We start from the raw sequence: 23,452 nt of genomic DNA on the forward strand, positions 1-23,452 counted from the left end.
CTGCAAGGAGCAACGCGACATGGTACGAAAAGGACTCTTCCCCTCTATGTCCCCCGCCCTTCGTGTCTTCCCTCTCTCGCGACTCGCCCTGGGCATTGCGGTCGGCATGGGGGTCAGCGGCCTGGCCCATGCCGAGGTAGAGATCGTCAACGACGAGGTGGCCTCGGCCGTGGAAACAGAAGAAAACACGATTCGCATCGTGCAGGTGGCCAGCAGCCTGGAACACCCCTGGTCGGTGGCCTGGCTGCCAGATGGCCGAATGCTCGTCACGGAGCGACCCGGCAACCTGTATCTGATCGATGATGACGAGGTAACCCAGGTCGGCAATCTGCCCAAGATCGATACCGACGAGGATCAATTGACGGCACCCGAAGGCGGCAACCAGGGTGGGTTGCTGGATATCGCCGTACATCCGGACTACGAGGAAAACGGCTGGATCTACTTCACCTACTCCAGCCCGGGTGACGACGATTCCGTCATGGGAGACGAGGAGTACGGCACCGGCACGGCCCTTAGCCGAGCTCGGCTAAGTGACGATGGCAGCGAACTCGTCGACGTCGAGCCGATCTATGCCCAGGTGCCGCGGACGGCCCCGGGCCGCCACTACGGCTCACGCATCGTCTTCCCTGGAGACGGCAGCGTGATGTTCTCCATTGGCGACCGCGGCATTCGCTATCCGTCCCAGGATCTTACCGACCCGGGCGGCTCGATTCTTCGCCTCCACGAGGATGGCGGGGCACATGAAGACAATCCATTCGTCAACATGGAGCCCGGCAACCTGCGCCCCGAGATCTTCTCCTTTGGCCACCGCAATAACCAGGGCCTGGCCCTGCACCCGGAAACCGGCGTCCTGTGGGCGACGGACCACGGGCCCTCGGGTGGTGGCGACCAGGTCTACCAGGTCGAGGCGGGCAACAATCATGGTTGGCCTCAGGTCTCGTTCGGCACGGAGTACGATACCGATGAATTCATCGGTATCGGTCAGGAAGCCCCCGGCGTCGTACCCCCGGTGCACTGGTGGGACTATACCGTGGCACCGTCGGGCATGGCCTTCTATACCGGTGAGGAGATCCCCGGCTGGCAAGGAAACCTGTTCGTCGGCTCGCTCTATGCGGAACAGCTGCACCGCCTGGTGCTGAATGGCGACAGCGTGGAACATGAGGAGATCCTGCTGGAGGAAGATGGCGTGGGACGCATCCGCGACGTGCGCCAAGGCCCCGATGGGCTGCTCTACTTCCTGACCGATGAGGAGGATGGCGGCCTGTATCGTCTGGAGCCCGACGCCTGAGCCTGCGGCTAGCCCCTCGCCAAGGGGCTAGCCGCTTTCCTGCGCTCGCTGGTGGCTCGAGAGATGCTGCAGGAGTGCCATGCGCAACCGGAGTGGCTTGAGCGGCTTCAGCAGACAGCCGAACCCCTGCTCCCTGGCGCGACCCTTGAGCGCGGCATCGTGGTTGGCCGTGATCACCAATACCGGCAGGGATGGAAAACGCTCTCGTACCAGGGCAGCCACTTCCAGTCCATCCGGCTCTCCCTCCGTCAAGTGATAGTCCACGATCAGCATATCCGGGGCCGGCGCCGACCCGAGCCCGGACAGGCCGGCGGATGTCGTTACCCGACATCCCCAGCCGCCGAGCAGCGCCTCCATTCCTTCACAGATGGCAGGGTCGTTATCGATCACCCAGATCCGCGCCCCTTCGAGCAGGCGCGTGCCTGAATGGGGCTCGTGTCGCGGCCACGTCATTACCGTATCGAGCTGCCCGTAGGGCACCAGAATCGAGAATTGCGAGCCGATATCCGGGCTCGACACCAGCGAAAGCCGATGCCCCAGCATGCCCGTGATGCGATCGACGATGGCCAGGCCAAGCCCCAATCCCCGATCGGCCTGACCCTTCCCCGCACTGCCACGGCGAAATTCGAGGAAGATTTCCTCACGCTGGGACTCGTGAATGCCGCTGCCGGTATCGGCCACCAGAATCTCGAGGCCATCAAGGCGTCTGCGACACCCCAACAGCACACGCCCTCTTTCGGTATAGCGAATCGCATTGCTGAGCAGGTTGCGGATCACCCGTGCCAACAGCGCCAGGTCGGAATTCACCACCCTATTGCTGCATACGTAACGCAATTCCAGATTCCTGGCCGCCGCGATCTGACGGTATTCATCGGCCAGCACATCCAGTAGCTCGTTGACACGAAAGGCCGCAATATCCGGCTTGAGCACACCGGCGTCGAGACGAGAGATATCCACCAGGGTACCAAGCAACGTCTCCACATCCTTGAGGGATCGACCGATGTGCCCTACCAGGCGCTGTGAATCGGCCGGCACCTCATGCTCACTCAGTGCGCTGGTGAAGAGCCGGGCGGCGTTCAGGGGCTGCAGCAGATCATGACTGACCGCAGCCAGGAACTTGGTCTTCGACAGGTTGGCCGCCTCCGCCTCGGCCTTGGCATCCCGCAGGCGCCGCTCGGTTTCACAGCGTACCGCTATCTCCTCACGGAGCTTGGCATTGACGTCACCCAGCTCGGCATTCGCCTGCCCCAGGGCGTTGTTCACCTGGCCAAGCTCCCCAAGGGTTCGCTGCAGTGTCTCGGTACGCTCACGCACCTGCTCGGCCAACAGGACGGAATGCTCGAAGGCCGCGTAGGGCGCGCCACCCGCCATGCCGCCTGACTCGACCCGCTCGATCAACGAGGCACAGATCCGCCTCAAGCGAGCATTCTCGTCCTGCAGCGCCCGCTCCCGCTCGCCGGGCTCCCGGGGCAGTTCAGGCGGGTGGACAAGATCCAATGGCGACCCCGGTGAACGTCTGGTTGATATGCATGCCATGGAGCTGTTCCCCGTAGGTATTGAAACCAACGACTCTCGACCACCCCAATAGCCGTGACGCCTCGTCCACCTGCGCCAGCGCTTCCAGCTCGAGGCGCCGGAGGAAGCAGTCGCATCCAATGACGACCACCGGCTCACCCAGGCGTTCACGGAGCCCCTGCAAGGTGGCCTGCAGATCGTCCAGCAGTGGAGCCGGCTGCATGGCAGTGAGTACGATGCCGTTTTCCACGGCGCAGTAGAAACTGAGGCTGCCGTCAGCATTGACGCTCTGGATGGAACGGACATAGTGCTGATCACCGATGCGTACCGCCAGCGGATGGCGGGCGAAGGTATCCGATTCCAGGGCGGCGACCGGAAGCCCCACCAGGCGGGCGTATTCCTCGGCGGCCGGAGCGGCATTGAGTTCCAGCACACGCCGCCGCTCACGGTCCGCTCGAGTGACGACCAGTTTTTCCTCTCGCGCCCGAAGATGGTGAGTGGTGAAGACGTCAAAGGGCAAGCGGGTACGGAACATCACCACCACGGCCGCTTCACTATGGAACCGTCCATCGCTGTAGACATGGGTATGGGCCAGCCGGTTGTCGTCACCGGCAGAGCCGCCGAAGCTGGGTATGCTGCCCAGGGCCGTATCGAGGGTAGCCAACACCTGCTCTTCACTGCTGGAGAGGCCATCGAGCAGTGTCAGGGCAAAGCTTCCTCCCCGCTCGAGTGCCGGTGACGCCTGTCGGCAGGTTTCCAGCAATTCGCTGGTCAGCCGCTGTGCCTGGAGCAGGTCGAAACCCTCCAGGTCCGTGATCAAGACATGGGAGATGGCAAAGGCGCGGCAGTCGAAACCGATGGCCACGATACAGCCCCGGCAATAACCGGCCGGGGTGATTTCTCCTGCCGTGGTACAGCCACAGAGCGCCACGCCACCGAAGGCTTCGCTCATGGCATCACCCAGCGTCGTCAGCGAATACTCCGCGCTGCAGAAGAACAGCACGAAGCCGAGCTCGGGATGGCGCAGCGCCACGGCCAGTTCACGAGCCGCAGCGTACGGGTCCCGCTGGGAACTGTAAGCGGTACCGACTGGCGGAACCTGGGTCAGCGGTTCAGGAGCCAAGATTTCGGTGACAAGAGGGTCCATGGCAAGACTCATCGGTTGTTTTCATCAGTGTAGGTTTCTTCGTGACGGTACGCCGACTACCTACCGTGACCATTGTCGCCCTCGACAGGCTTCGCCATTCGCTCTGCCAGCCATCGTTCCAGCGCCAGCAGAGTCGAAGGGATGGTGTTTTCGAGGGTCAGCAGTTCAGCCGCCGCCTCCCCGTGGCGCTCCTGATGGGCCCGCAGTTCCAGGCGCTGGGCCACGGCCGCGAGTTCGCGGGCACCCAGGCTGGCGGACTCCCCCCTGAGGCGATGTGCCACCGCCGCAAGGTCCGGCATGTCGCCCTCGGCAACGGCGGTCATCATGGCTTGGCTATACGACTGCAACTGGTCCCGATGCACGGCCATCAGTGACGCCAGTGCCGTGGCACCCAGGGAGTCCAGAAGCTCGTCGAGGGCTTGCTGATCCAGCTCGGCACCAGGAGACGCACCTTCCATTGCCTCGCGGGACGCCGGCTCGGGAAGGAAGCGCCGCAGGCAGTCCGCCAACTGTGCACGGCTGAGCGGCTTGGTCAGGTAATCGGTCATGCCCGCCGCCAGGCAGCGCGCACGTTCCGCCCCGGGCCCGCCAGCGGTCATCGCCACGATCGGCACCCCACTGCGCCAACCACCCATTTCACGTAGGTGGCGGGCCGTTTCCAGTCCATCCATTCCCGGCATCTGTACGTCCAGGAAGATCAGGTCAAAACCGTTCCGCCGAACCGCGTCCAGCGCGTCGGGCCCACTGCTGGTCACCTCGACCCGACACCCCAGGCGTTCCAGCATCGCCACCGCCACCTGCTGATTGACCGGATTGTCCTCCACCAGCAGCACATCGCCACCCACCTCCGGCGGCTGAACCAGGGCCGCTGGCATGCCTTCCGGGGAAACCTCGGCAGGCTCCAGGGGCAGCTCGACCCAGAATCGGCTGCCCTCCCCGGGCTGGCTGTCGACACCGATCTTCCCTCCCATGGCTTCCACCAGCCGTCGGGAAATGGCCAGGCCAAGCCCGGTACCTCCGTAGCGGCGTGCCGTGGAGGCATCGCCCTGACGGAAAGGTTCGAACAGCCAGTCGCGCTGATTCTCGACAATGCCAGGCCCGGTATCGCATACGGCAAGATCGAGCCATCCATCGACGGTCGTTCTTGCCTCGATGCGCACTTCACCATGATCCGTGAACTTGATGGCATTGGAGAGCAGATTGAGCAGAACCTGCCGCAAGCGAGCCGGGTCACCCATCATCCGGGTCGGCAAGGAGGGTGACAGCCGGGTCTTCAATGTCAGCCCCTTGGCTTCGGCATGAGGTGTGAACAGGTGGCAGGCATCCTCGATGAGGGTGGCCAACGATATCGGGTGACGCTCCAGCTCCAGCCGACCGGATTCGATCTTCGAGAAATCGAGTATGTCGTTGATCAGTTCCAGCAGCCGATCGGCACTGGTATGAAGGATTCGGGCGTACTCCCGGGAGCGCGAGTCCAGCGGCTGATCCATCAGCAGGTCGCTCATGCCGATAACCCCATTGAGGGGGGTACGTATCTCGTGGCTGACCGTGGCAAGAAATTCGGATTTCGCCTGGTTTGCCGACTCGGCACGATGGGCGGTGGCCTGGAGGTCGTGGCTGAGCGTCTCCAGCGAGCGTCGGGCGGCAGCGTTGTCACGCACCTCCCGCACCAGGAAGATCACCATCAGCAGCCCCGCCAGGCTCATGTTCACGATCATGGCCAACAGTAGGGCATACAGTGACTGCAGCACCCGGCGGTCCCGAGTGGCCGACTCGGCAAGATAACCGTTGATGGCGATGATCAACTGTTCGGTGATCGCACCGACGCTCTCCAGTTGGGTATCCAGTGCATGACGCCCGGCGCTATCGAGGCGCTCGAACGCTTGTAGCATGGCGTCGATCTCGTCCAGCTTCGCCACCAGTTCGGGAAACAGGCGGCGCACGGCGGGAATCCGGTCGAGCAGGTCGGTGACATCCCCCCGTTGGAGGAGATTGATACGACTATAGATCAGCTCGAAGCGCAGCCTGAGAGTGTCCGGTGCCTGGGCGTTTTCCAACCCCAGCGCCAGGTCACTGCGCAGTTGGATGATATCGCGGTCGAGCTTGTAAGCGTGCCAGGCGGCATCGCTGCCCACCGCCTGGTAGAGCCCTTCCTGACGCCAGGCAGCCAGCCCCACCACGACCAGGGCCGCGGCAAAGAACAGCACCACGGCCACGGCCCTAAGCTTGAATTTGAGGGGAAAGCGCCGCATGGCGTAGGCCATCTTCCGCATCAGCCACGATCAGGGCACATGGATGGTGCCCACATGCCAGACCGAGCGAAAGCGAATGGTTTCAGTGAGCAGTTCGGGGTGATCGTCGAAGGGATAAAGAACGAACACCGGCCCCAGATCGCGCACCGCGATGGCCTCGCCATCACGCTCGATCGCAAGAATGACATCGTAATCATGGAAATCGGTGACCGGGATTTCCGCCTCGAAGCCATTCAGGGCGTGTACCCGCGCGGTATCGCCACGCGCTCCAGCGGCATCGAGAATGGCGCGTACCAGCGGTCCCTTGAAGCGACCGACACCCTCGGTCCACGGTGTCTCGGTCTCGATGACCGACGGAGAGAGCGACATCAGCAGCGTTCTATCCAGATGCAGCTCGTCTCCCATGTTGGGGTGCTCGATGTCACCGGTCACACGCAGCATGACGTCTCCTTCCGGAGGCGGCAACGGCCCGGCAAGAGCTGGTACCGGCATGGCCCCGGCCAGCATGAGACTGAAGATGAACGCAAAACGGCAACGCTTTACTCGAGATATCATGGCAGCTCACAGGTCACTGATAGTGCCGCCAAGGTTACGCGAAACGCAAAAAAAGGTCAGGCAGGAAAAGAGACTGGGGGGCCATGGCCCCCCAGGGTGACACGGTCAGGTGGTGACCTTATCGACCGGCTCACAGCGTACCAGGTCCTCGTAGGCGTGCCAGCTGGCGTGCCCCAGTACCGGAAGGATCAGCGCCAGCCCGATGTAGAAGGTCAGCACCCCCACCAGCACACAGCCCGTCAGAATCACGGCCCAGAGCAACATGGGACGGAAATTCCGGGCCACCGAGCGCACACTCGCTTCGATGCCTTCCATGAAGGTCAGGTCCTGATCCATCAGAGTCGGAATGGCTACCACGCTGATGGTAAAGGCCCCAAAGGCCAGGACCGCGCCGATGGCCGTCCCCACGGCGATCAAGCCGAGACCTTGCGGCGTCGTGAGCAGCGATGCGTAGAGGGCCGCGGGCCCGGGTGCCTCGAAGCCGTAGAACAGCGCAAACAGCAACGTCGCCAGGCGAATCCAGGCCAGGAAGAAGATCATCATCATCAGACCCATCATCGCCAGCTGACCGGCGTGCGGGCGCCACGCGTTGAAGGCATCTCCCAGGTGGGGGGATCGATTGGCTTCAAGCGCCCGGCTGATGCCGTAGGAGCCCACCGCCACCAGCGGCCCGAGGAACATGAAGCCCGCCATCAGGGGCAGTAGCCAATGCCAGAGATCGAGCATGACGGCACCAAGGGTTATCGCAATGCTCAAACCGACCCAGAACATGCCGTAGGCCAGGCTGACGGCCGTTGCCTGGCGGAAATCCTCGAAGCCCGCGGCCAGCCAGGCCCTGGGTCTATCCATGCCAATGGGGTTGATCGTGATCTTCACAGTGGGCACCGATGACTGCCCCGTTGATCTTGTTGTTGCGTTCATATGCTTACCCCGTATGGTCGCCATGAGAAGGGACGAAGAAAGCGCCTTTCCAGTCGGGCTCCGGATGACGTCTTGTTATCTTCATACACGATCAATGTAGTTGACCTGACGCAAGAATGCCGGTCAGAAGTATCAACGCAGCCCTCGACGTAAGCACGATTGACTTCTGTCGGATAGGCGATCACTTGAACGGCCTAAAGGGCATAAGCGACAAGCATATATGCGCGCACTGGAATAACGGAATGCCAAAGGGTTCCTTCCTGGCAGCGTCATGAAGGAAGTAACATTCCGTAGCAAACTCCGACAAGAACTCCGATGAGGGAGCCTTACGATGAAACGGGTTTTCCACACGGCAGCGATGCTGTCGACGAGTACGTTGCTCCTGATGGGCATGGCCCCGCTGGCTGTCGCCGAGGAAACGTTCTCGAGCGCCCAACTCGACGTCATGGCGGGAAGCTGTGCCAACTGTCATGGCACCGATGGCCGCCTTTCCGGAAGCGTGCCCCCGATTGCCGGTCGACCTGCCACGCTGCTGGAATCACGCCTATTGGGCTTCAAGAATGATGAGGTGGCCGACACCACCATCATGAATCGCATTGCCGCCGGCTTCAGCGACGACGAACTCGCCGCTCTGGCGAAACACTTCTCCAATATCGATCCTCAATAGCAAGGGAGCGCCAACATGAGCCAGCAGCACAAACGTGACGGGTTTTCCCGCCGCCAGCTGATCAAGGGCATGGGTGCGGCCTCCCTGCTGCCGCTGATCGGCGGTGTGGCACCGTTCGCCATCGGTGGCCAGCATGCCGGACGTGTCGTCGTCGTCGGTGGCGGCTTCGGGGGAGCCACGGCCGCCAAGTACCTCAAGCGTGCCAACCCGGCCATCGAAGTCATTCTGGTGGAGCCGGCCGAGACCTTCTATACCTGTCCGTTCAGCAACCTGTACCTTGGCGGGCTGCGTGACATGCGCTCCATTGCACATGGTTATGACGAGCTCACCGACCGTTACGGCGTCCGGGTGATCCATGCCATGGCGGAAGATGTGGATACCGACTCCCGTGAGGTGATTCTTTCCACCGGCAGGCATCTCGACTATGACCGACTGGTGCTGTCTCCCGGTATCGACATCCGCTGGAACGCCCTTGAAGGCTACGATGAAGACGCCGCCGACAAGGCGCCACACGCCTGGAAGGCCGGCCCCCAGACCGAGCTGCTGCGCAGCCAGCTGCAAGACATGGAAGATGGCGGCACCTTCGTGATGGTGGCACCGGACAATCCCTTCCGCTGCCCACCGGGGCCCTATGAGCGTGCCAGCATGGTGGCTCACTACCTCTCGCAGCATAAACCCAGGTCCAAGGTGCTGATCCTCGACGCCAAGGACAACTTCTCCAAGCAGGGCCTGTTCACCGCCGGCTGGGAACAGCTTTATGGCGACCGCATCGAATGGGTCGGCCTCTCGAATGACGGCCGCGTGACTCGGGTCGATGCCGGCAGACTGGAAGTGGAAACCGAGTTCGGCACCGTTCACAAGGCCGACGTACTCAACGTGATCCCTCCCCAGAAGGCTGGCTGGATCGCCGAACGCGCCGGTGTCACCGACGACTCCGGATGGGTACCGGTGAAACCCGACACCTTCGAGTCTCGGCAGGTCGAGAATGTCTATGTGGTGGGAGACGCCACCGTGGCGGCACCGATGCCGAAATCCGGTTTCTGCGCCAATGCCCAGGCCAAGGTGGTGGCCGCGGCCATTGCCGCTTCCCTGGAGTCGCGTCCGGCTCCCGAAGCCTACTGGACCAACACCTGCTATAGCCTGATCGGCCCCGAGTACGGCATCTCGGTAGCGGGGGTCTATCGGGTCCAGGAGGGCGCGATCGCCGAGGTATCCGGCGGATTGAGTCCCGCTGATGCGCCTGCGGAGACCCGGGCCCTGGAGGCCGAATATGCCGTGGGCTGGTACAATGCCATCTGCCAGGATACCTGGGGGACCAGTACCTGAGACTCGCAGTGAGGCCATCGGTATAATGTGCGGGCCATCTGAACGATGGCCCCTTTTTCATTCACTGGGTTGTTACCTGTTCATTTCGACAAGGACCCCATCGTCATGAGCCATACCGAGCTGGTGGTCTGGGCGGGTCTTGCGATCGGCGTGCTGTTCGGCGCCGCCGGCCAGGCCTCCGGCTTCTGCCTGATGCGCGGCCTGGCCAACCGCTGGACCCGCCGGGACAGCAACAAGTTACGCAGCTTCGCCCTGGCCATGGCTACCGCCCTGCTTGGTAGCCAGGCACTGGAAGCCGTCGGCCTGGTGTCCCTGGGTAACTCCTTGTATCCCACCCCCGCTCCCTCCTGGCTGGCCATTCCGCTGGGTGGCGTGCTGTTCGGCTACGGCATGGTGCTGGCCAACGGCTGCGGCGCCCGCTCCCTGGTACTGCTGGGCAGCGGCAACCTGCGCAGCTTCGTGGTGCTGGTCTGCCTGGGGCTGGCCGCCTACATGGCGCTTTCCGGCGTCCTGGCCCCGCTGCGAATCCGGCTGGAGGACGCCACCACGCTCGCCCTTCCGGCCCGCGACCTGCCGCAGCTGGCCGGTGTGCCGGGTTGGCTGCCCGCACTCGTACTGGGCGGCGGACTGCTACTCTGGGTCATGCGTTCGAGCCAGTTTCGCGCCTCGCCACGGGAATGGCTGGGCGGGCTCCTCATCGGTGCCTTGGTGCCGGCAGGCTGGTACGTCACCGGGGTGCTCGGTTTCGATGATTTCGAACCGGTTCGCCTGGCCAGCCTGACGTTCATCGCCCCCATTGGCGAATCCCTGCAGTACCTGATGCTTTCCACCGGCACCCGGCTCGGCTTCGGCGTCAGCGTGGCAGGAGGTGTCATCGCAGGGGCACTGGCCACGGCCCTGGTACGCCGTGACTTCCACTGGCAGGGCTTCACCGGCCCCGGCCACATGGGCCGCAGCATGGCCGGGGGAACCTTGATGGGCATCGGAGGCGTCATGTCCCTGGGCTGTTCCATCGGCCAGGGACTGTCCGGTTTCTCGACACTCTCCCTGGCCACTTTCGCCGCATTGGCGGGTATCGTTGCCGGCGCTCGACTGGGAATCACCGGTCCCCTGTCACTGTCCAAGATCTGACCCTTTACCTGGAGGAACCCATGCGCTCGCCCCGTCCCGCTCGCCATGATGCTCTTCGCCGCCGGCTGTTGCGTAGCCTGGTTGCCACCCTGACGGGTATCGGCCTGTTCGGCCTGACCCTGCCGGCCCTGGCAGACGGGCCCTGGCAGCGCCTGGAGGCCACCCAGGCGGTACTGGGCGGCGCCACCCCCAGTACCAGGGGTCTGGTTCTCGACCTCCCCCACGTGTCGGAAGACGGTTCGGCCGTTGCCCTGACGGTTGGTTTCGACGGCGAACTGGAGGAGAACGATTACATCGAGCGGATCGACCTGTTTGCGGTCGACAACCCCTCTCCCGAGATAGCGACGTTCCACTTCACACCCATGAATGGCAAGCCGGAGGTCTCCACCCGAGTGAGGCTAAACGAAACCCAGGATGTGATTGCCATCGCCACCAGCCATCAAGGGGAGCGTTTCGCCACGGCAAGAGAGGTGCGCATCACCGTCAGCGGCTGCCTGATGCGCAACGGGAATGACCAGCCGGAGCCGCTATCCAGCCCGCGTGTCAGCGTCCCGTCCAGCTTCTCCGTCGGGGAACCGGAGGAGATTCGCACCCTCATCAACCACCCCATGGAAACCGGGCTGCGCGAAGGACCGGATGGCGAAACCCTGCCGCGCCATATCATCGAGCGCTTCACCGTGAGCGTGAACGGCGAAACCGCCTTCGAGGCCGAACTGCACCAGTCGGTCTCCGCCAACCCCTACCTGCGTTTCCATCTTGCCCCCGAGAACAGCGGCGAGGCACTCTTCGAATGGTTCGACGACAGCGGGGAGAGCGCCCGGCATGAGGTGGAGCTTTCCGTTGGCTGATGCTTTCAAGTCGTCACCCTGCCCGGCACCGCTTGCTCATCCAGGCGGATATCCTCCGCTATCGCACCTTTGTTCAGTCGGATCACGCGCTGGGCAAAGGCAATGGTTTCATTACGGTGGGCGATAGTGATGCGCGTCATGGGAAGTCCGCCCAGCAACTGCACCACATGCTGTTCGCTATGCAGATCAAGATGACTGGTTGCCTCATCCAGCGCAAGAATGCGCGGCTTCTTGTAAAGCGCCCGCGCCAGCAGCACGCGCTGCTTCTGTCCGCCGGGTCGCACCCTTGCGCATATAATCGTAGATCACCGGCTTGATATAACGATATTCCAGTCGTCCCACATTGACGTAGGATTCGAGATACTCCTCTTTTGGCACCTCATAGCCATTCATCAACTTGAAACTACGATCAGCAGCATCCGCCCGCTCGTAAATTTCGCTGATCTGGCCCCAGGAGATATCTATCCCCTGGATAGCTTTCCTGAACAGGCAAGGCTTCTTGTAGAGGTATTCAGAAGAAAATTCCTTCTTATCAATCCCAAAGTCAACATCTAATTTGTTTTCTATAAAATTCACTATTTAAACCCTTGTTCTTTAGCAGATTAACACATAAAAAAACATACCAAGCAGTCATGAAAAGCCAACTTTTCTTCTTTCCATACATATTAAGAGTGGCATCACGGAAAAACACTCTCCCAAGCCGAATTTCTATGACTTTATTTTTCTGACTTATGGTCTTTTATCATCCTATCAACAAGAAACATTCCCACCAAGGATGAGACAGCACTTGCATTTCTTTGATAGGCATCACCACTTATTTCAAAGTATAATGTTGAAACTGCACAAATCAAAGTCAAGGCAGTAAAAAAACAAATCATAAAAAACCTTAAAGCATCAATTTTTTCCGACATCATCAACACCTATTTACTTGGTTAAAAACACCTAACAACCAAGTAGCACTATAGAGTGCTACTTGGCCCCATATTAATTAATAGCTGGTTCCATCCCCATAGTCAGTTCCATCAAATACTTGGCTAACAGCATATCCTCCTAGGCCGGCTCCAGCTCCACCACCCAAAAACCTCCCTATATATCGACCGGCCACCACTCCAGTAACCGCTCCCGCTGGACCAAGCGCCGACCCTATCGCACCTCCCACATAACCTCCTACAGCACTTCCAGCGACTTGCCCCGCCTTTGCTGCTACCGCCCCTCCCACTCCTACTGCCGCAGCTTGAGCAGTACTATCACCACCCCCGACCAAACTCAACTATTGAACACTAAGCTCGCGCACTGTTTTCTCCTTTTATAAATTTAATAGCAGTAACATATAGACTCACCACGCCGATCCCCGAGAAAAGAAGACCATATGTAATAGATGAGTAGCTCTTACCAAAATACTCAGGAACAATCATCAAAAACGCTCCCCCTACCACTATAAGCCCACCCCCGGCGGAAACACTCTTGCAAATATCTTTTGCTTTTGGTTTATAACAAAAAATCTTTTCATCACTTTCTCTCCAAGATATTATACATAAAAATCACTTTACTCACAGACACTCCCCTTAAGCCTTACCCAATCTTAAAGTATTTAACAACCCCCATAAAAACAATAACTTCATTCGGTAAAAGTCTCCCGCTTTCCTATCACGGAATAAACTGGTTCCAATGCCCACTCATAGAGTCGGCGCCGATCCTGCACGATATCGGCCTCCAACAGCATGCCGGTCTGCAAAGGCTGCGGTGCGCCATAGACATTGATAAATTGCGCATCCAGTTCCACCGTGATCCGGTAGTAGAGATCGGCGCTTTCCGACGTTTCCGTCAGGGCGCTGGCGATATGCACAGGAAGCTCTTGGAGTGCATAAGGCGTCATCACCAGTTGCGTGACCGTTCCCCGGGTCATGCCGAAACGCTGGTAAGGATAGGCGGCGTGGCGCATCAGCTCTTGCTGGCGCTGTAGTTGCTGTTCGGCGAGGGCAGCACGGCGCTGTAAAAGCCGCAGCTCACCAGTGAAGCCTTCGTGTTCCTCATCGATAGTGCGTAGTCGGTTGTCCAGCATGCGCGACTGGCCTTCCAGACGCTCATCGGCCAAGAGGCGGTTGCGCTCCAGCAGTAGAAGTCGCTGGTTGAGTTGTTTGGCGATCAACTGCTCGGTGCCGCCCGCACCGCTGAAGCGCTCACCGGAGATAGTGAATAGTGTGTCACCAGACTCGACCGCTTGCCCCTCGATCACCTCGATGCTGGAAAGCACACCCGCCGTATGAGCCGTCAGGCGCAGTACGCCCTGCTCAGGCATGAGCAACCCAACCACAGTGGCCTTGCGGGTATAAGTACCGAAGTAACCAAAGGCCGCCACCAAGGCAGTGAACAGCAATGCCAACATGGCGGCTACCGTGTAACCCCAAGGCTGGTGAATCTGGACACTGCCGAGCTTTCTCGACACCCCGACCCTCGCCGCCGTTCGAAACAGACCCGATGGCTCGCCCATCACCGCCTCCCTTGCGTACATCCACCTGTCAGAGCCAGGCAATCTTCATGTTCTTTTGGTATCTTTTATACACAAACCTTAAAGATAATCAATCTCAATAGCGTTTAAAAATCAAATTGAGGAAAATGTCGCGATGGACGAATGACTAAACGAGGTGGGGCTTGTTGCCCTGGGAGGAGGATGTTCTGACATCCCGCATAGGCAAGGCATGTAAGCCAGACATGTGGAAAAGGCTCGCGATGCCAGTGAACTAGAGGTTTGCTGAGGCCAGCCCCCATGACGCAAATGCCCCGGCCGCTTACACGACCGGGGCGCCTGCGTTACGTGGGGTGCTGCCAATCAACGCACGATCATGACCGACATCTTCGAGTGATGAACCACGTGTTCGGCGTTGGGTCCGAGCACGTAGTCGGCGAACTTGCGCTTGTTGTGCGACGCCATCACGATCAGGTCGACATCAAGTTTCTTTGCCATCTTGATGATCGCCTCCCAGGGCGAGCCATCGACGATCACGGACTGCACCTTGATGTCGTCCGGCACGTGCTCGGCAATGAAGCGATGCTGCGCTTCCGACAGCGCCTCATGCGCCTTTTTCGAGAAATCGCGCGGGAAGTAGGAGCCCACCAGCGGCATGTGGTAGTCCGGCAGAACCGTCACCACATGCAGCGAGGCACCGAAGGTACGGCACAGGGTCAATGCCACGGGTAGCGCCTTGCCCCAGGAGCTCTCCTCGTTGAGATCCACCGACAGCAGAATCTTCTTGTACATGGTCTCCCCTCCTCAGGTGGCGCCGGCCACCGATGGTTGATGCCGGCGACGGCGCTGCAACAACACGACCAGGCCGAACACCAGGAAGCCCGGTATCCACATCCACTCCCTGGCCCAGCGGTCGACCGGCGCCAGAACCTCGATGATCTCCTGGTCGAAGTCAAAGCCGAGGTCAGCCGCGAGGCTGCCGAACTCGACGAAGTCGACCAGGGTCTGGTCGCCATCGACCCACAGTTCCATGCCCAGACGCTCCATTCGCTCCTCGGCCGTGTCGCCACGCGGCACCGGCACCAGGAGGTAAGTGGTCATGGAATCGCCGAAGGCGTCCTCACCGGCGATCCGTACCCGCAATTGACTGCCGTCATCCACCTCCGACAACGCCTGGGCGAACTCGCTCGGCGGCACCGATTCGTAGGGATCGTGGATCCTGTCCATCCAGAAACCGGGGCGGAACAGGGTGAACGCCACCAGCAGCAGCAGCAGCGACTCGTACCAGCGGCTACGCACCAGAAGATACCCCTGGGTACCCGCTGCGAAGATCAGCATGGCGATGGTGGCCACGATGAACACCACGATGCCCTGCAACCACCCCACATCGATCAGCAGTAAATCGGTATTGAAGATGAACAGGAACGGCAATGCCGCAGTACGCAGACTATAGTAGAACGCCTGGAAGCCAGTACGCAGCGGATCGCCGCCTGACACCGCCGCTGCGGCAAACGAGGCCAGCCCCACGGGAGGTGTCACGTCAGCCATGATGCCGAAGTAGAACACGAACAGGTGCACCGCGATAAGAGGCACGATCAGGCCGCTCTGTTGCCCCAGCAGCACGACCACCGGCGCCATCAGCGCCGATACCACGATGTAGTTGGCGGTGGTGGGCAGGCCCATGCCGAGAATCAGGCTGAGCAGCGCAGTCAGCAGCAGAACCAGCATCAGGTTGCCCATGGAGAGGATCTCCACCACATCGGCCAGGACCAGGCCCACGCCAGTCTGGGAGACCGCCCCTACCACGATGCCCGCGGTGGCGGTGGCGATACCGATGCCGATCATGTTGCGAGCCCCCGCCACCAGGCCCTCCCACAGGTCGAGGAAGCCTTCCTTGATATCGGCGATCAGGCTACTGCGACCGCGGAAGAAGGCGGTGATGGGGCGCTGGGTGATCATGATGAAAATCATGAGTACCGTGGCCCAGAAAGCCGACAGGCCTGGCGACAGACGCTCGACCATCAGACACCAGACCAGCACGATGACCGGCAGGATATAGTGCAGACCGACCATCAACGTGGGCTTCGTCCGGGGCAGCTTGAGAACCTTGGAATTCGGGTCGTCGAGCTCCAGTTCGGGGTAGTAGGAGCCGAGCTTGAGCAGCCCCACGTAAACCACGGTCAGCCCGCCCCCGATCACCCAGGGCGTGGCATTGCCCAGGAGAGGCTTGAGCCAGCCGAGTCCGTAGTAGACGGCAAATGACAGGGCCATCAACAGGATCAGGCCGGTGAGGAAACCAAGCACCTTGTTGAGGAAAGGCCGCGCCGGGTTGCTCGACGGCAACCCCTTCATGTCGGCCTTGAGCGCCTCCAGGTGAACGATGTACAAGAGGGCGATATAGGAGATCATCGCCGGCAGGAAGGCATGCCGGATGACTTCGACGTAGGGAATGCCGACATACTCGACCATCAGGAAGGCCGCTGCCCCCATCACCGGCGGCATGATCTGGCCATTGACCGAGGCGGCCACCTCCACCGCCCCGGCCTTCTCGGCAGGGTAGCCGACCCGTTTCATCATCGGAATGGTGAAAGTGCCGGTGGTGACGGTATTGGCTATGGAAGAACCGGAAATCAAGCCGGTCATGCCCGATGCCACCACGGCCGCCTTGGCGGGCCCGCCCTTGTAGTGTCCGAGCAGCGAGAAGGCCACCTTGATGAAATAGTTACCGGCGCCTGCCTTGTCCAGCAGGGCACCAAACAGGACGAAGAGAAAAACGAAGCTGGTCGATACCCCCAGGGCAATGCCAAAGACCCCCTGGGCGGTCAGCCACTGGTGATTGATCAGGCCGTAGAAACTGACCCCGCGGTGGGCGAGAATGCCCGGCATATAGGGGCCGAACAGCGAATAAAGGAGAAATACCGTGGCAACGATCATCAGCGGCGGGCCAAGGGCGCGTCGGGTGGCCTCGAGCAGCACCAGAATACCGACGATACCGATGATCACGTCCTGCAGCAGCGGCGACCCTGGTCGGTCGGAGAGCTCGGCATAGAAGAGAAACAGATAGGCCGCGCAGAAGGCACCGACCAGCGCCAGTATCCAATCCTGGATCGGTATGCGATCGCGGGGTGAACGCTTCAGCGCCGGATAGGCCATGAATGCCAGGAACATGGCGAAGGCAAGGTGGATCGACCTCGCTTCCGTGGCATTGAACACCCCGAAGCGGAAGATATAGGGTAGCGGCGAGGCAATCCAGAGCTGGAACAACGACCAGGCGGCGGCCACCCCAACCAGCAGTTTGCCGGGGGCTCCCAACGGCTTTCGCGCCCCGGTGTCGCTGGACGCGACCATGTCCTCGAGGTCGACCTCGGGTTGTCGGGATATCGTCTTTTCATCAGTCATTTAACGTCCTGCCCACTATCGCTTGACTTGAGGATAGCCTGAACATTCCACATGAATTGGCCCAAACAGATGCGCGGACCCCCTTGGGTCCGCGCATCCTTCACCGGAGGGTCAGCACCCTCTGGCCAAAGCTTACTCGATCCAGCCACGCTCACGATAGTAGCGCTCCGCGCCATCATGCAGCGGTGCGGTCAGACCATCGGAGATCATCTCTTCCTCGGTGAGGCCCTCGAACGCCGGATGCAGTCGCTTGAAGCGATCGAAGTTCTCGAATACGGCCTTGACGGTTTCGTAGACGATCTCTTCGTCGAGATCTGCATGAGTGACGAAGGTCGCCGCCACGCCGAAGGTCTCGATGTCTTCATCGTTGCCGCGATAGAGACCACCCGGGATCACCGACCGGGTGTAGTACGGGTATTCGTCGAGCAGGGCATCGATCTCGTCACCGGTAACCGGGATCAGCCTGGCATCGATAGTCGTCGTGGCTTCCTGGATGGACCCGTTGGGATGTCCTACCACATAGACCATGGCATCGATGTTGTTGTCCGACAGCGCGGCGGCCTGCTCGGCGGCATCCAGCTGAGAGGCCAGCGAGAAGGTATCGGTGTCCCAGCCCATGGCGTCCATCACCAGGTTCATGGTGTTGCGCTGACCGGAGCCCGGGTTGCCGATGTTGACACGCTTGTCGGGGAAATCGCTGAAGTGCTCGATGCCGGAGTCGGCACGGGCGACGACGGTCAGCGGCTCGCCATGCATGGTGAACACGGCACGCATGTCTTCCCAGGCGCCATCGGATTCGAAATTGGCCTCACCATGATAGGAACGATACTGGACGTCGGACTGCACGACACCCATGTCCAGTTCGCCGCTCCTCATGCCGTTGACGTTGGCCACGGAGCCACCAGTGGACGGGGCGTTGCAGCGAATGTTGTGCTCGTCGCTGCCGCGGTTGACCATACGACAGACGGACTGGCCGACGACGTAGTAGACGCCGGTCTGGCCACCAGTGCCGATGGTGATGTAGCGATCCTGCGCCACGGCCGGAGCAGAGAACATCGCTGCACCCAGCAGAGCACCGGAGAAGGTAGCCGCAGAAAAAACATGGCGTTTCATGAACACACCTCTTGACGTTGTAAGCAAGCTGACGTTGCCGTAGCAACGTCTTGATAGCAATCGTAACCCACGACCGCTAGCGGTCTTGACCGCTTCCCTCTACTTTAGCGAAAAAAACGCCTGCTTGATGAGTATCTTGACCAACGAAGACAAGTGTAACCATCCTTGACGTTTAGTGGGCGTTAATTTTTCCGCCTACGCACAGGCCAGGCGGCATCGTTGCAAGTTCCTGGCCATATTCGCAACGAATGTCGCCGAACGAGAGGGAAAACGGCACACGTTCTAGCGGCAGGCGCGCCGATAGCGTGCCTCCAGCTCGCGGCGCTCGCGTAGCTGACGAGTTCCCACCACACTGCCATCGCGCAGCAGCGCGATACGCTCGGCCAGGTCGCGGCAGTCCAGCACCGGGGGCTCATCGGGCACGCCCGGCGCGGCGGGGCTCGCTGGCGTGGCGGGCTCGCCCGACTGCGGCAGGACCTCCAGCGGGATCACCACCTCCACCTTGGGGCGCGGCCGCGCGTCCGGGTTACGTTCGCTGTGACGCTGCGCCTCGGCCTGCGGGGCAACGACCATCGGCGTCAGCACGAGAACGGCAGCGAGCCGGAAATAGTGGCCTTGCGGCATCAGCCTTCCTTATCATCAATGCGTTTATCCCCAGCTTAGCGCCTGCCGGCCACCGGGTCAGATGTTGTAGCCCAGCACACCGGGCAGCCACAAGGCAATCTGGGGAAAGATCGCGACGAGCGCCAGCGCACTGGCCATGGCCAGCACGAACAGCAGTGACCAGCCGATGGTCTGTTCCAGGCGGATCTTGGCAATCTCGGTGGTCACCATCAGGTTCACCGCCACGGGCGGCGTGAACTGACCTATGGCAATGTTCATCGCCAACAGGATTCCGAACCAGACCGGGTTCCATTCGAAGTGCTGCATCACCGGAATGAGGATCGGCATCATGATCAGGTAGATGGAAATGGCATCGAGCAGCATGCCGGCCACCAGTACCGCCAGCATGATCAGGACCAGCAACAGCACTCCGCTGTCGGACAGACCGATGATCCACTCCGCCAGGTGGCGGAAGGTACCGAGCATGGTACCCGCCCAGGCAAAGATGCCCGCCAAGGAGATGATCAACATGACCACGCCGGAAATCACTGCCGCTTCACCAAACAGTCCCCAGAGATCCTTGAGGCCGATCTCGCGAGTCAGGAACAGTCCCACCAGGATGCCGTAGGCCACGGCGACCACGGCGGCCTCGGTGGGCGTGAAGAGCCCGGAGCGCAGGCCGCCCAGGATCAGCACCGGGGCAAAGAGTGCCGGCAGGGCCTGCTTGAAGGTCTCCCCCACTTTCAGCTGTTCTGCCTGGGGCATGGCATGGCGGCCTTCCCAGCCATAGCGTTTCGAGACCAGTAGAGCCGGCACCAGCAGGGCCAGGCCGGCGAGAATGCCGGGTAACAGGCCGGCGGCGAACAGGGCCCGCAGATCGACGCCCGGCACCACGATGGAGTAGAGAATCAGCGCCACCGAAGGCGGGATCAGAATCGCCGTGGACGCCGATGCCGCAATCAGCGTGGCCGAGAAGGGTTTCGGGTAGCCGGCCTTGGTCATGCTGGGCAGCATGACCATCGCCACCGCGGCGGCATCCGCTGGCCCCGAGCCGCTCATCCCGCCCATGATCATGCAGACCAGCACCGCCACCAGCGCCAAGCCGCCATGGCGTTGGCCGATCAGGGCCTGAGCGAAGCGCACCAGGCGCAGCGCCACTCCGGCGCGTTCGAAGATCAGCCCCGTCATGATGAACAGTGGAATAGCGATCAGGGGATACTTGGCAATGCTGTTGTAGGTGTTGGTACCCAGTGTGGCCAGCATCTCGGGCGATAGTCCGATGAGGATGCCAACGGCACCCGACAGCGCCAACGAGAAGGCCACCGGCACCCCGGCGACAAGCAGCCCGGCAAAGGCCAGGATCATCCACAGGTCAGGGCTCATTGGCGAGCCTCCCGCTCAGACGATCGAGGGTCTGCTGGACCAGGCGTACCAGCATCGCCACCGCCAGTAGCGGCAACCACAGCAGATACCACCACTGCGGCAGGCCGAGCCCCGGCGACAGAGACCCCCACTGGTACTCCTCCCAGGTCAGCTTGCCGCCGAACCAGACGATCAGTCCCAGCACGCAGGCGCCGCAGAGTCCCTGGAAGAAAATCAGGGCCTTGCGCGGCCCCGGAGGCAGGGCGCGTTCGACCATCCCGATACGGATATGGCCATTGCGGCGAAGTGCCACCGAGGCACCGGCGAAGGACAGGACCACCAGCAGGAACACCGAGAACTCCTCGGTGAAGGCCAACGAACCGCCGGTCACATAACGGGTCACGACATTACCCAGGCTGATCAGCGAGATGATCGCCAGCGCCAGCGAGCCCAGCCAGCGCTCCGGCCTGGCATCAGGAGAATACTTCATGGGAGCCTCGCGGAAAGCAGGCTGGCCCCGTGCAGGGGCCAGCAGGGTTGGCGGAGCGGATCAGCGCGCGTCGATCGCTTCCTGCGCCGTATCGACCAGTTCCTTGCCGATTCGCGGACTCCACTTGTCGTAGACGCTGGCAGTCGCCTGCACGAACGCCTCATGCTGCTCCTCGGTCAGCTCGGTGACCTGCACGCCGCGCTCCCGGATGGCGGCCAGGCGCTCGCTCTCCTCCTCGCGAGTCATGGCGATCTCCCACTCGCCGGCTTCGACGGCGGTTTCGCGAAGGATTTCCCGGTCCTCTGCCGACAGGGAATCCCAGACGCGCTGGTTCACCGCAAAGATGAGCGGATCATTCATGTAGTTCCAGAGCGTGAGGTATTCCTGGCCAACCTGGTCGATACGCGACACATCGAATACCGACAGCGGGTTCTCCTGGCCATCGACGGCACCGGTGGTCAATGCCGGCTGTGCATCGGTCCAGCTCATCTGGGTAGGGTCGGCCCCCAGTGTGTTGAACGTGTCCTGGAACAGCGGAGAACCCACCACACGAATCTTCAGCCCATCCAGGTCACCGGGTTCGCTGATCGGACCGCGGGAATTGGAGAGCTGGCGGAAGCCATTCTCGCCCCACGCCAGCGGGATCACGCCGCGGGACTCGATGGCCTCGAAGATCATGTCGCCGGCCTCGCCCCCGGTCACGGCATCCACCGCATCCTCATCCGGCATGAAGAACGGCAGCGAGAACAGGTTGAGCTCCGGCACCTGGGGCGACCAGTTGATAGTGGACCCCACTGCCATATCGATCAAACCAGAGCGCATGGCGGAAAATTCCCGGGTCTGGTCGCCGGCCACCAGCTGGGAGTTGGGATAGACGCGCAGGGTCAGGCGACCCTCGGTGCGCTCTTCCACCAGCTCGGCCCACTTCTCGGCGGCCTGGCCCCAGGGAAAGGCGTCGGACAATACGGTGGATACGGAAAGCTCACGGGCCTGGGCGGACAGCGAGGCGGTGAGCATGGCGGCGCCGGCCAGGGCCGCGGCGAAACGGGTGAGTGGTCTGGCGGATGTCATGACGTGTCCTTGCAACAGGGGCCGGTACAGGAAAGCACGGCCGTGATTATCGTTCTGGGCTGATGCCTCTGATGTTATGACGTGCTGGATCGTGCCACGGCTTCGATATTCCATGAAGTCGCACGTTGAATGCCAGCGTCTCATGCTACCGGGCCAGGAGGGCTCCTGCGGGCCGGACGTCGCGTACTGCGCCGAACCATGGGGGCTACCGGCAGCTTGATATATTGTGGCTCCGTCTGGCTCCCGTGGATCTGGGCCAGCAACAGCTCCGTCGCCTTCATTATCATTTCATCGACGGGTTGCCTGAGGGTGGTCAACGAGTGACTCGGCCAGGCCGCCATGGGCATGTCATCGAAACCGATGACGGAGACATCATCCGGCACCGAAAGATTGAACTCGTGTCGGATGATCTCCATCGCCGCGATCGCCATGAGATCATTTGCCGCGAATATCCCATCCGGTACCACATGGGCGGAAAACAGGCGGCGCGTCGCGAAACAGGCATCGTCATAGCGATAGTTGCCCACGTCCATCGCATGGCATGTCAGGCCATGCTCCTCGAGCCCATCGAAAAAGCCCTCCTGGCGCTGGCCGCTGGTCGATGAATCAACCAGCCCGGCGAGAAAGGCGATACGACTGAGCCCAAGGGTAGCCAGATGGCTGGCTGCCCAGTAGCCGCCACGGTAATTATCACTGCCGACCTGGCTGATACCCGCATGGTTGACGGTACGGTTGATGATGACGACCGGAATGTCGAAATCCGCCACCGCCTTGGCCTGGCTACTGTCGATGGTGATCGCCAGCATCAGGACGCCCTCGACCTGGCTCTTAATGATGTCGTCGATGACCGCATCGAAATCCCTTCCGGGCGGGGCAAAGAACAGCAGCAGGTGGTAGCCCTGCTCCTGAAAGAAGCGGGACGCCTTCTCCAGGACGAAGGAGTAGAAGGGGTTCTCGAGACTGTAGGTGACGACGGCGATCGTCCTGCTTGATCGTGTTATCAACGAACGGGCGATCGTGTTCGGCCGATAGCCCAGTTCACGAGCCGCCTCCATGACTTTCTTCCGGGTCTTCTCCGAGACCTTGGCCGTCGGGGAAAAGCTGCGGCTGACCGCCGACTGGGATACGCCGGCCAACCTGGCCACGTCCCGGGATGTAACGGACTTCCTCTTCATTGATCACGCTCGCAGTAGACGCATGCATGGCGCCGTTTACCCGGTTCCCGGAGGGCTCACGCCCAGTGCTCGTACTCCCGCACTCCTGGCACCCGGCGAAAAGACGGCTGCTGTTTCAGGCC

General features: G+C 61.3%; 21 protein-coding genes. 5 read left to right on the plus strand and 16 right to left on the minus strand.

What is annotated here, in order from left to right:
• Positions 1–19: 19 nt before the first annotated feature.
• Complete coding sequence (locus tag C1H69_RS18125) at positions 20–1,288, plus strand: PQQ-dependent sugar dehydrogenase (RefSeq protein ID WP_240609993.1); 1,269 nt, start codon at positions 20–22, stop codon at positions 1,286–1,288.
• 27 nt (positions 1,289–1,315) lie between these two features.
• On the opposite strand, the gene C1H69_RS18130 is transcribed toward C1H69_RS18125, so the two are convergent.
• From C1H69_RS18130 to C1H69_RS18150, 5 genes are all read right to left on the minus strand, one after another.
• The gene (locus C1H69_RS18130) at positions 1,316–2,824 is read right to left on the minus strand and encodes a hybrid sensor histidine kinase/response regulator (protein ID WP_102654779.1); all 1,509 of its coding nucleotides are present in this window, start codon (positions 2,822–2,824) and stop codon (positions 1,316–1,318) included.
• Positions 2,763–3,950, minus strand: coding sequence for a nitric oxide-sensing protein NosP (nosP, locus tag C1H69_RS18135; protein WP_102654780.1), 1,188 nt, complete (start codon positions 3,948–3,950; stop codon positions 2,763–2,765). The genes C1H69_RS18130 and nosP overlap by 62 nt, the downstream gene beginning before the upstream one ends.
• Positions 3,951–4,006: 56 nt before the next feature.
• On the minus strand, positions 4,007–6,223 hold the full coding sequence (locus C1H69_RS18140; protein WP_240609994.1) for an ATP-binding protein: 2,217 nt from the start codon (positions 6,221–6,223) through the stop codon (positions 4,007–4,009).
• Between the two features lie 9 nt (positions 6,224–6,232).
• Positions 6,233–6,757 carry a putative pterin-binding protein gene (locus C1H69_RS18145; protein WP_240609995.1) on the minus strand — a complete coding sequence of 175 codons (525 nt, stop codon included), beginning with the start codon at positions 6,755–6,757 and terminating at the stop codon, positions 6,233–6,235.
• 105 nt (positions 6,758–6,862) lie between these two features.
• On the minus strand, positions 6,863–7,678 hold the full coding sequence (locus C1H69_RS18150) for a DUF2189 domain-containing protein (protein WP_102654922.1): 816 nt from the start codon (positions 7,676–7,678) through the stop codon (positions 6,863–6,865).
• A gap of 331 nt (positions 7,679–8,009) precedes the next feature.
• On the opposite strand from C1H69_RS18150, the gene C1H69_RS18155 reads away from it, so the two are divergent.
• From C1H69_RS18155 to soxZ, 4 genes are all read left to right on the plus strand, one after another.
• Complete coding sequence (locus C1H69_RS18155; protein ID WP_102654782.1) at positions 8,010–8,345, plus strand: c-type cytochrome; 336 nt, start codon at positions 8,010–8,012, stop codon at positions 8,343–8,345.
• 15 nt (positions 8,346–8,360) lie between these two features.
• On the plus strand, positions 8,361–9,671 hold the full coding sequence (locus tag C1H69_RS18160; protein ID WP_102654783.1) for an NAD(P)/FAD-dependent oxidoreductase: 1,311 nt from the start codon (positions 8,361–8,363) through the stop codon (positions 9,669–9,671).
• A gap of 105 nt (positions 9,672–9,776) precedes the next feature.
• A complete protein-coding gene (locus C1H69_RS18165; protein ID WP_102654784.1) occupies positions 9,777–10,802 on the plus strand; it encodes a YeeE/YedE family protein in 1,026 nt (341 codons plus the stop codon).
• A 20-nt stretch (positions 10,803–10,822) separates the two neighbouring features.
• Entirely contained in the window at positions 10,823–11,650 is an 828-nt protein-coding gene (soxZ, locus tag C1H69_RS18170; protein ID WP_102654785.1) for a thiosulfate oxidation carrier complex protein SoxZ, read from the plus strand.
• A gap of 5 nt (positions 11,651–11,655) precedes the next feature.
• Here the strand turns inward: soxZ and C1H69_RS18175 are convergent, their stop codons facing one another.
• The 11 genes from C1H69_RS18175 to C1H69_RS18220 form a co-directional block, all read right to left on the minus strand.
• Entirely contained in the window at positions 11,656–11,907 is a 252-nt protein-coding gene (locus C1H69_RS18175; protein ID WP_276308779.1) for a hypothetical protein, read from the minus strand.
• Positions 11,855–12,226 (minus strand): cupin domain-containing protein, encoded by a 372-nt coding sequence (locus C1H69_RS23200; RefSeq protein WP_165789528.1) that lies wholly within the window; start codon positions 12,224–12,226, stop codon positions 11,855–11,857. Before C1H69_RS23200 ends, C1H69_RS18175 begins: the two co-directional genes overlap by 53 nt.
• A 1,042-nt stretch (positions 12,227–13,268) precedes the next feature.
• Positions 13,269–14,036 carry a hypothetical protein gene (locus C1H69_RS18180; protein ID WP_133154994.1) on the minus strand — a complete coding sequence of 256 codons (768 nt, stop codon included), beginning with the start codon at positions 14,034–14,036 and terminating at the stop codon, positions 13,269–13,271.
• A 444-nt stretch (positions 14,037–14,480) separates the two neighbouring features.
• Entirely contained in the window at positions 14,481–14,909 is a 429-nt protein-coding gene (locus C1H69_RS18185; RefSeq protein ID WP_102654788.1) for a universal stress protein, read from the minus strand.
• Positions 14,910–14,921: 12 nt separating this feature from the next.
• Positions 14,922–17,516, minus strand: a complete 2,595-nt coding sequence (locus C1H69_RS18190) for a TRAP transporter permease (protein ID WP_102654789.1) — start codon at positions 17,514–17,516, stop codon at positions 14,922–14,924.
• Between the two features lie 132 nt (positions 17,517–17,648).
• The gene (locus C1H69_RS18195; RefSeq protein WP_102654790.1) at positions 17,649–18,629 is read right to left on the minus strand and encodes a TAXI family TRAP transporter solute-binding subunit; all 981 of its coding nucleotides are present in this window, start codon (positions 18,627–18,629) and stop codon (positions 17,649–17,651) included.
• Positions 18,630–18,911: 282 nt separating this feature from the next.
• Positions 18,912–19,202 carry a hypothetical protein gene (locus C1H69_RS18200; protein ID WP_133154995.1) on the minus strand — a complete coding sequence of 97 codons (291 nt, stop codon included), beginning with the start codon at positions 19,200–19,202 and terminating at the stop codon, positions 18,912–18,914.
• Positions 19,203–19,310: 108 nt separating this feature from the next.
• Entirely contained in the window at positions 19,311–20,615 is a 1,305-nt protein-coding gene (locus C1H69_RS18205; RefSeq protein WP_102654792.1) for a TRAP transporter large permease, read from the minus strand.
• On the minus strand, positions 20,605–21,084 hold the full coding sequence (locus C1H69_RS18210; protein WP_102654793.1) for a TRAP transporter small permease: 480 nt from the start codon (positions 21,082–21,084) through the stop codon (positions 20,605–20,607). Before C1H69_RS18210 ends, C1H69_RS18205 begins: the two co-directional genes overlap by 11 nt.
• A 60-nt stretch (positions 21,085–21,144) precedes the next feature.
• Positions 21,145–22,155: a DctP family TRAP transporter solute-binding subunit gene (locus tag C1H69_RS18215; protein ID WP_102654794.1), complete on the minus strand. Its 1,011-nt coding sequence runs from the start codon at positions 22,153–22,155 to the stop codon at positions 21,145–21,147.
• 140 nt (positions 22,156–22,295) lie between these two features.
• Positions 22,296–23,330 (minus strand): LacI family DNA-binding transcriptional regulator, encoded by a 1,035-nt coding sequence (locus C1H69_RS18220; RefSeq protein WP_102654795.1) that lies wholly within the window; start codon positions 23,328–23,330, stop codon positions 22,296–22,298.
• Positions 23,331–23,452: the final 122 nt, after the last annotated feature.

This window comes from Billgrantia endophytica (genome assembly GCF_002879615.1).
Lineage (GTDB): Bacteria > Pseudomonadota > Gammaproteobacteria > Pseudomonadales > Halomonadaceae > Halomonas > Halomonas endophytica.

What these genes read in the sequence shown, in the direction of transcription:
- C1H69_RS18125 (WP_240609993.1), top strand. Translation starts at nt 20, where the DNA reads ATGGTACGAAAAGGACTCTTCCCCTCTATGTCCCCCGCCCTTCGTGTC.
- C1H69_RS18130 (WP_102654779.1), bottom strand. Translation starts at nt 2,824, where the DNA reads ATGGCATGCATATCAACCAGACGTTCACCGGGGTCGCCATTGGATCTT.
- nosP (WP_102654780.1), bottom strand. Translation starts at nt 3,950, where the DNA reads ATGGACCCTCTTGTCACCGAAATCTTGGCTCCTGAACCGCTGACCCAG.
- C1H69_RS18140 (WP_240609994.1), bottom strand. Translation starts at nt 6,223, where the DNA reads ATGCGGAAGATGGCCTACGCCATGCGGCGCTTTCCCCTCAAATTCAAG.
- C1H69_RS18145 (WP_240609995.1), bottom strand. Translation starts at nt 6,757, where the DNA reads ATGATATCTCGAGTAAAGCGTTGCCGTTTTGCGTTCATCTTCAGTCTC.
- C1H69_RS18150 (WP_102654922.1), bottom strand. Translation starts at nt 7,678, where the DNA reads ATGAACGCAACAACAAGATCAACGGGGCAGTCATCGGTGCCCACTGTG.
- C1H69_RS18155 (WP_102654782.1), top strand. Translation starts at nt 8,010, where the DNA reads ATGAAACGGGTTTTCCACACGGCAGCGATGCTGTCGACGAGTACGTTG.
- C1H69_RS18160 (WP_102654783.1), top strand. Translation starts at nt 8,361, where the DNA reads ATGAGCCAGCAGCACAAACGTGACGGGTTTTCCCGCCGCCAGCTGATC.
- C1H69_RS18165 (WP_102654784.1), top strand. Translation starts at nt 9,777, where the DNA reads ATGAGCCATACCGAGCTGGTGGTCTGGGCGGGTCTTGCGATCGGCGTG.
- soxZ (WP_102654785.1), top strand. Translation starts at nt 10,823, where the DNA reads ATGCGCTCGCCCCGTCCCGCTCGCCATGATGCTCTTCGCCGCCGGCTG.
- C1H69_RS18180 (WP_133154994.1), bottom strand. Translation starts at nt 14,036, where the DNA reads ATGTTGGCATTGCTGTTCACTGCCTTGGTGGCGGCCTTTGGTTACTTC.
- C1H69_RS18185 (WP_102654788.1), bottom strand. Translation starts at nt 14,909, where the DNA reads ATGTACAAGAAGATTCTGCTGTCGGTGGATCTCAACGAGGAGAGCTCC.
- C1H69_RS18190 (WP_102654789.1), bottom strand. Translation starts at nt 17,516, where the DNA reads ATGACTGATGAAAAGACGATATCCCGACAACCCGAGGTCGACCTCGAG.
- C1H69_RS18195 (WP_102654790.1), bottom strand. Translation starts at nt 18,629, where the DNA reads ATGAAACGCCATGTTTTTTCTGCGGCTACCTTCTCCGGTGCTCTGCTG.
- C1H69_RS18200 (WP_133154995.1), bottom strand. Translation starts at nt 19,202, where the DNA reads ATGGTCGTTGCCCCGCAGGCCGAGGCGCAGCGTCACAGCGAACGTAAC.
- C1H69_RS18205 (WP_102654792.1), bottom strand. Translation starts at nt 20,615, where the DNA reads ATGAGCCCTGACCTGTGGATGATCCTGGCCTTTGCCGGGCTGCTTGTC.
- C1H69_RS18210 (WP_102654793.1), bottom strand. Translation starts at nt 21,084, where the DNA reads ATGAAGTATTCTCCTGATGCCAGGCCGGAGCGCTGGCTGGGCTCGCTG.
- C1H69_RS18215 (WP_102654794.1), bottom strand. Translation starts at nt 22,155, where the DNA reads ATGACATCCGCCAGACCACTCACCCGTTTCGCCGCGGCCCTGGCCGGC.
- C1H69_RS18220 (WP_102654795.1), bottom strand. Translation starts at nt 23,330, where the DNA reads ATGAAGAGGAAGTCCGTTACATCCCGGGACGTGGCCAGGTTGGCCGGC.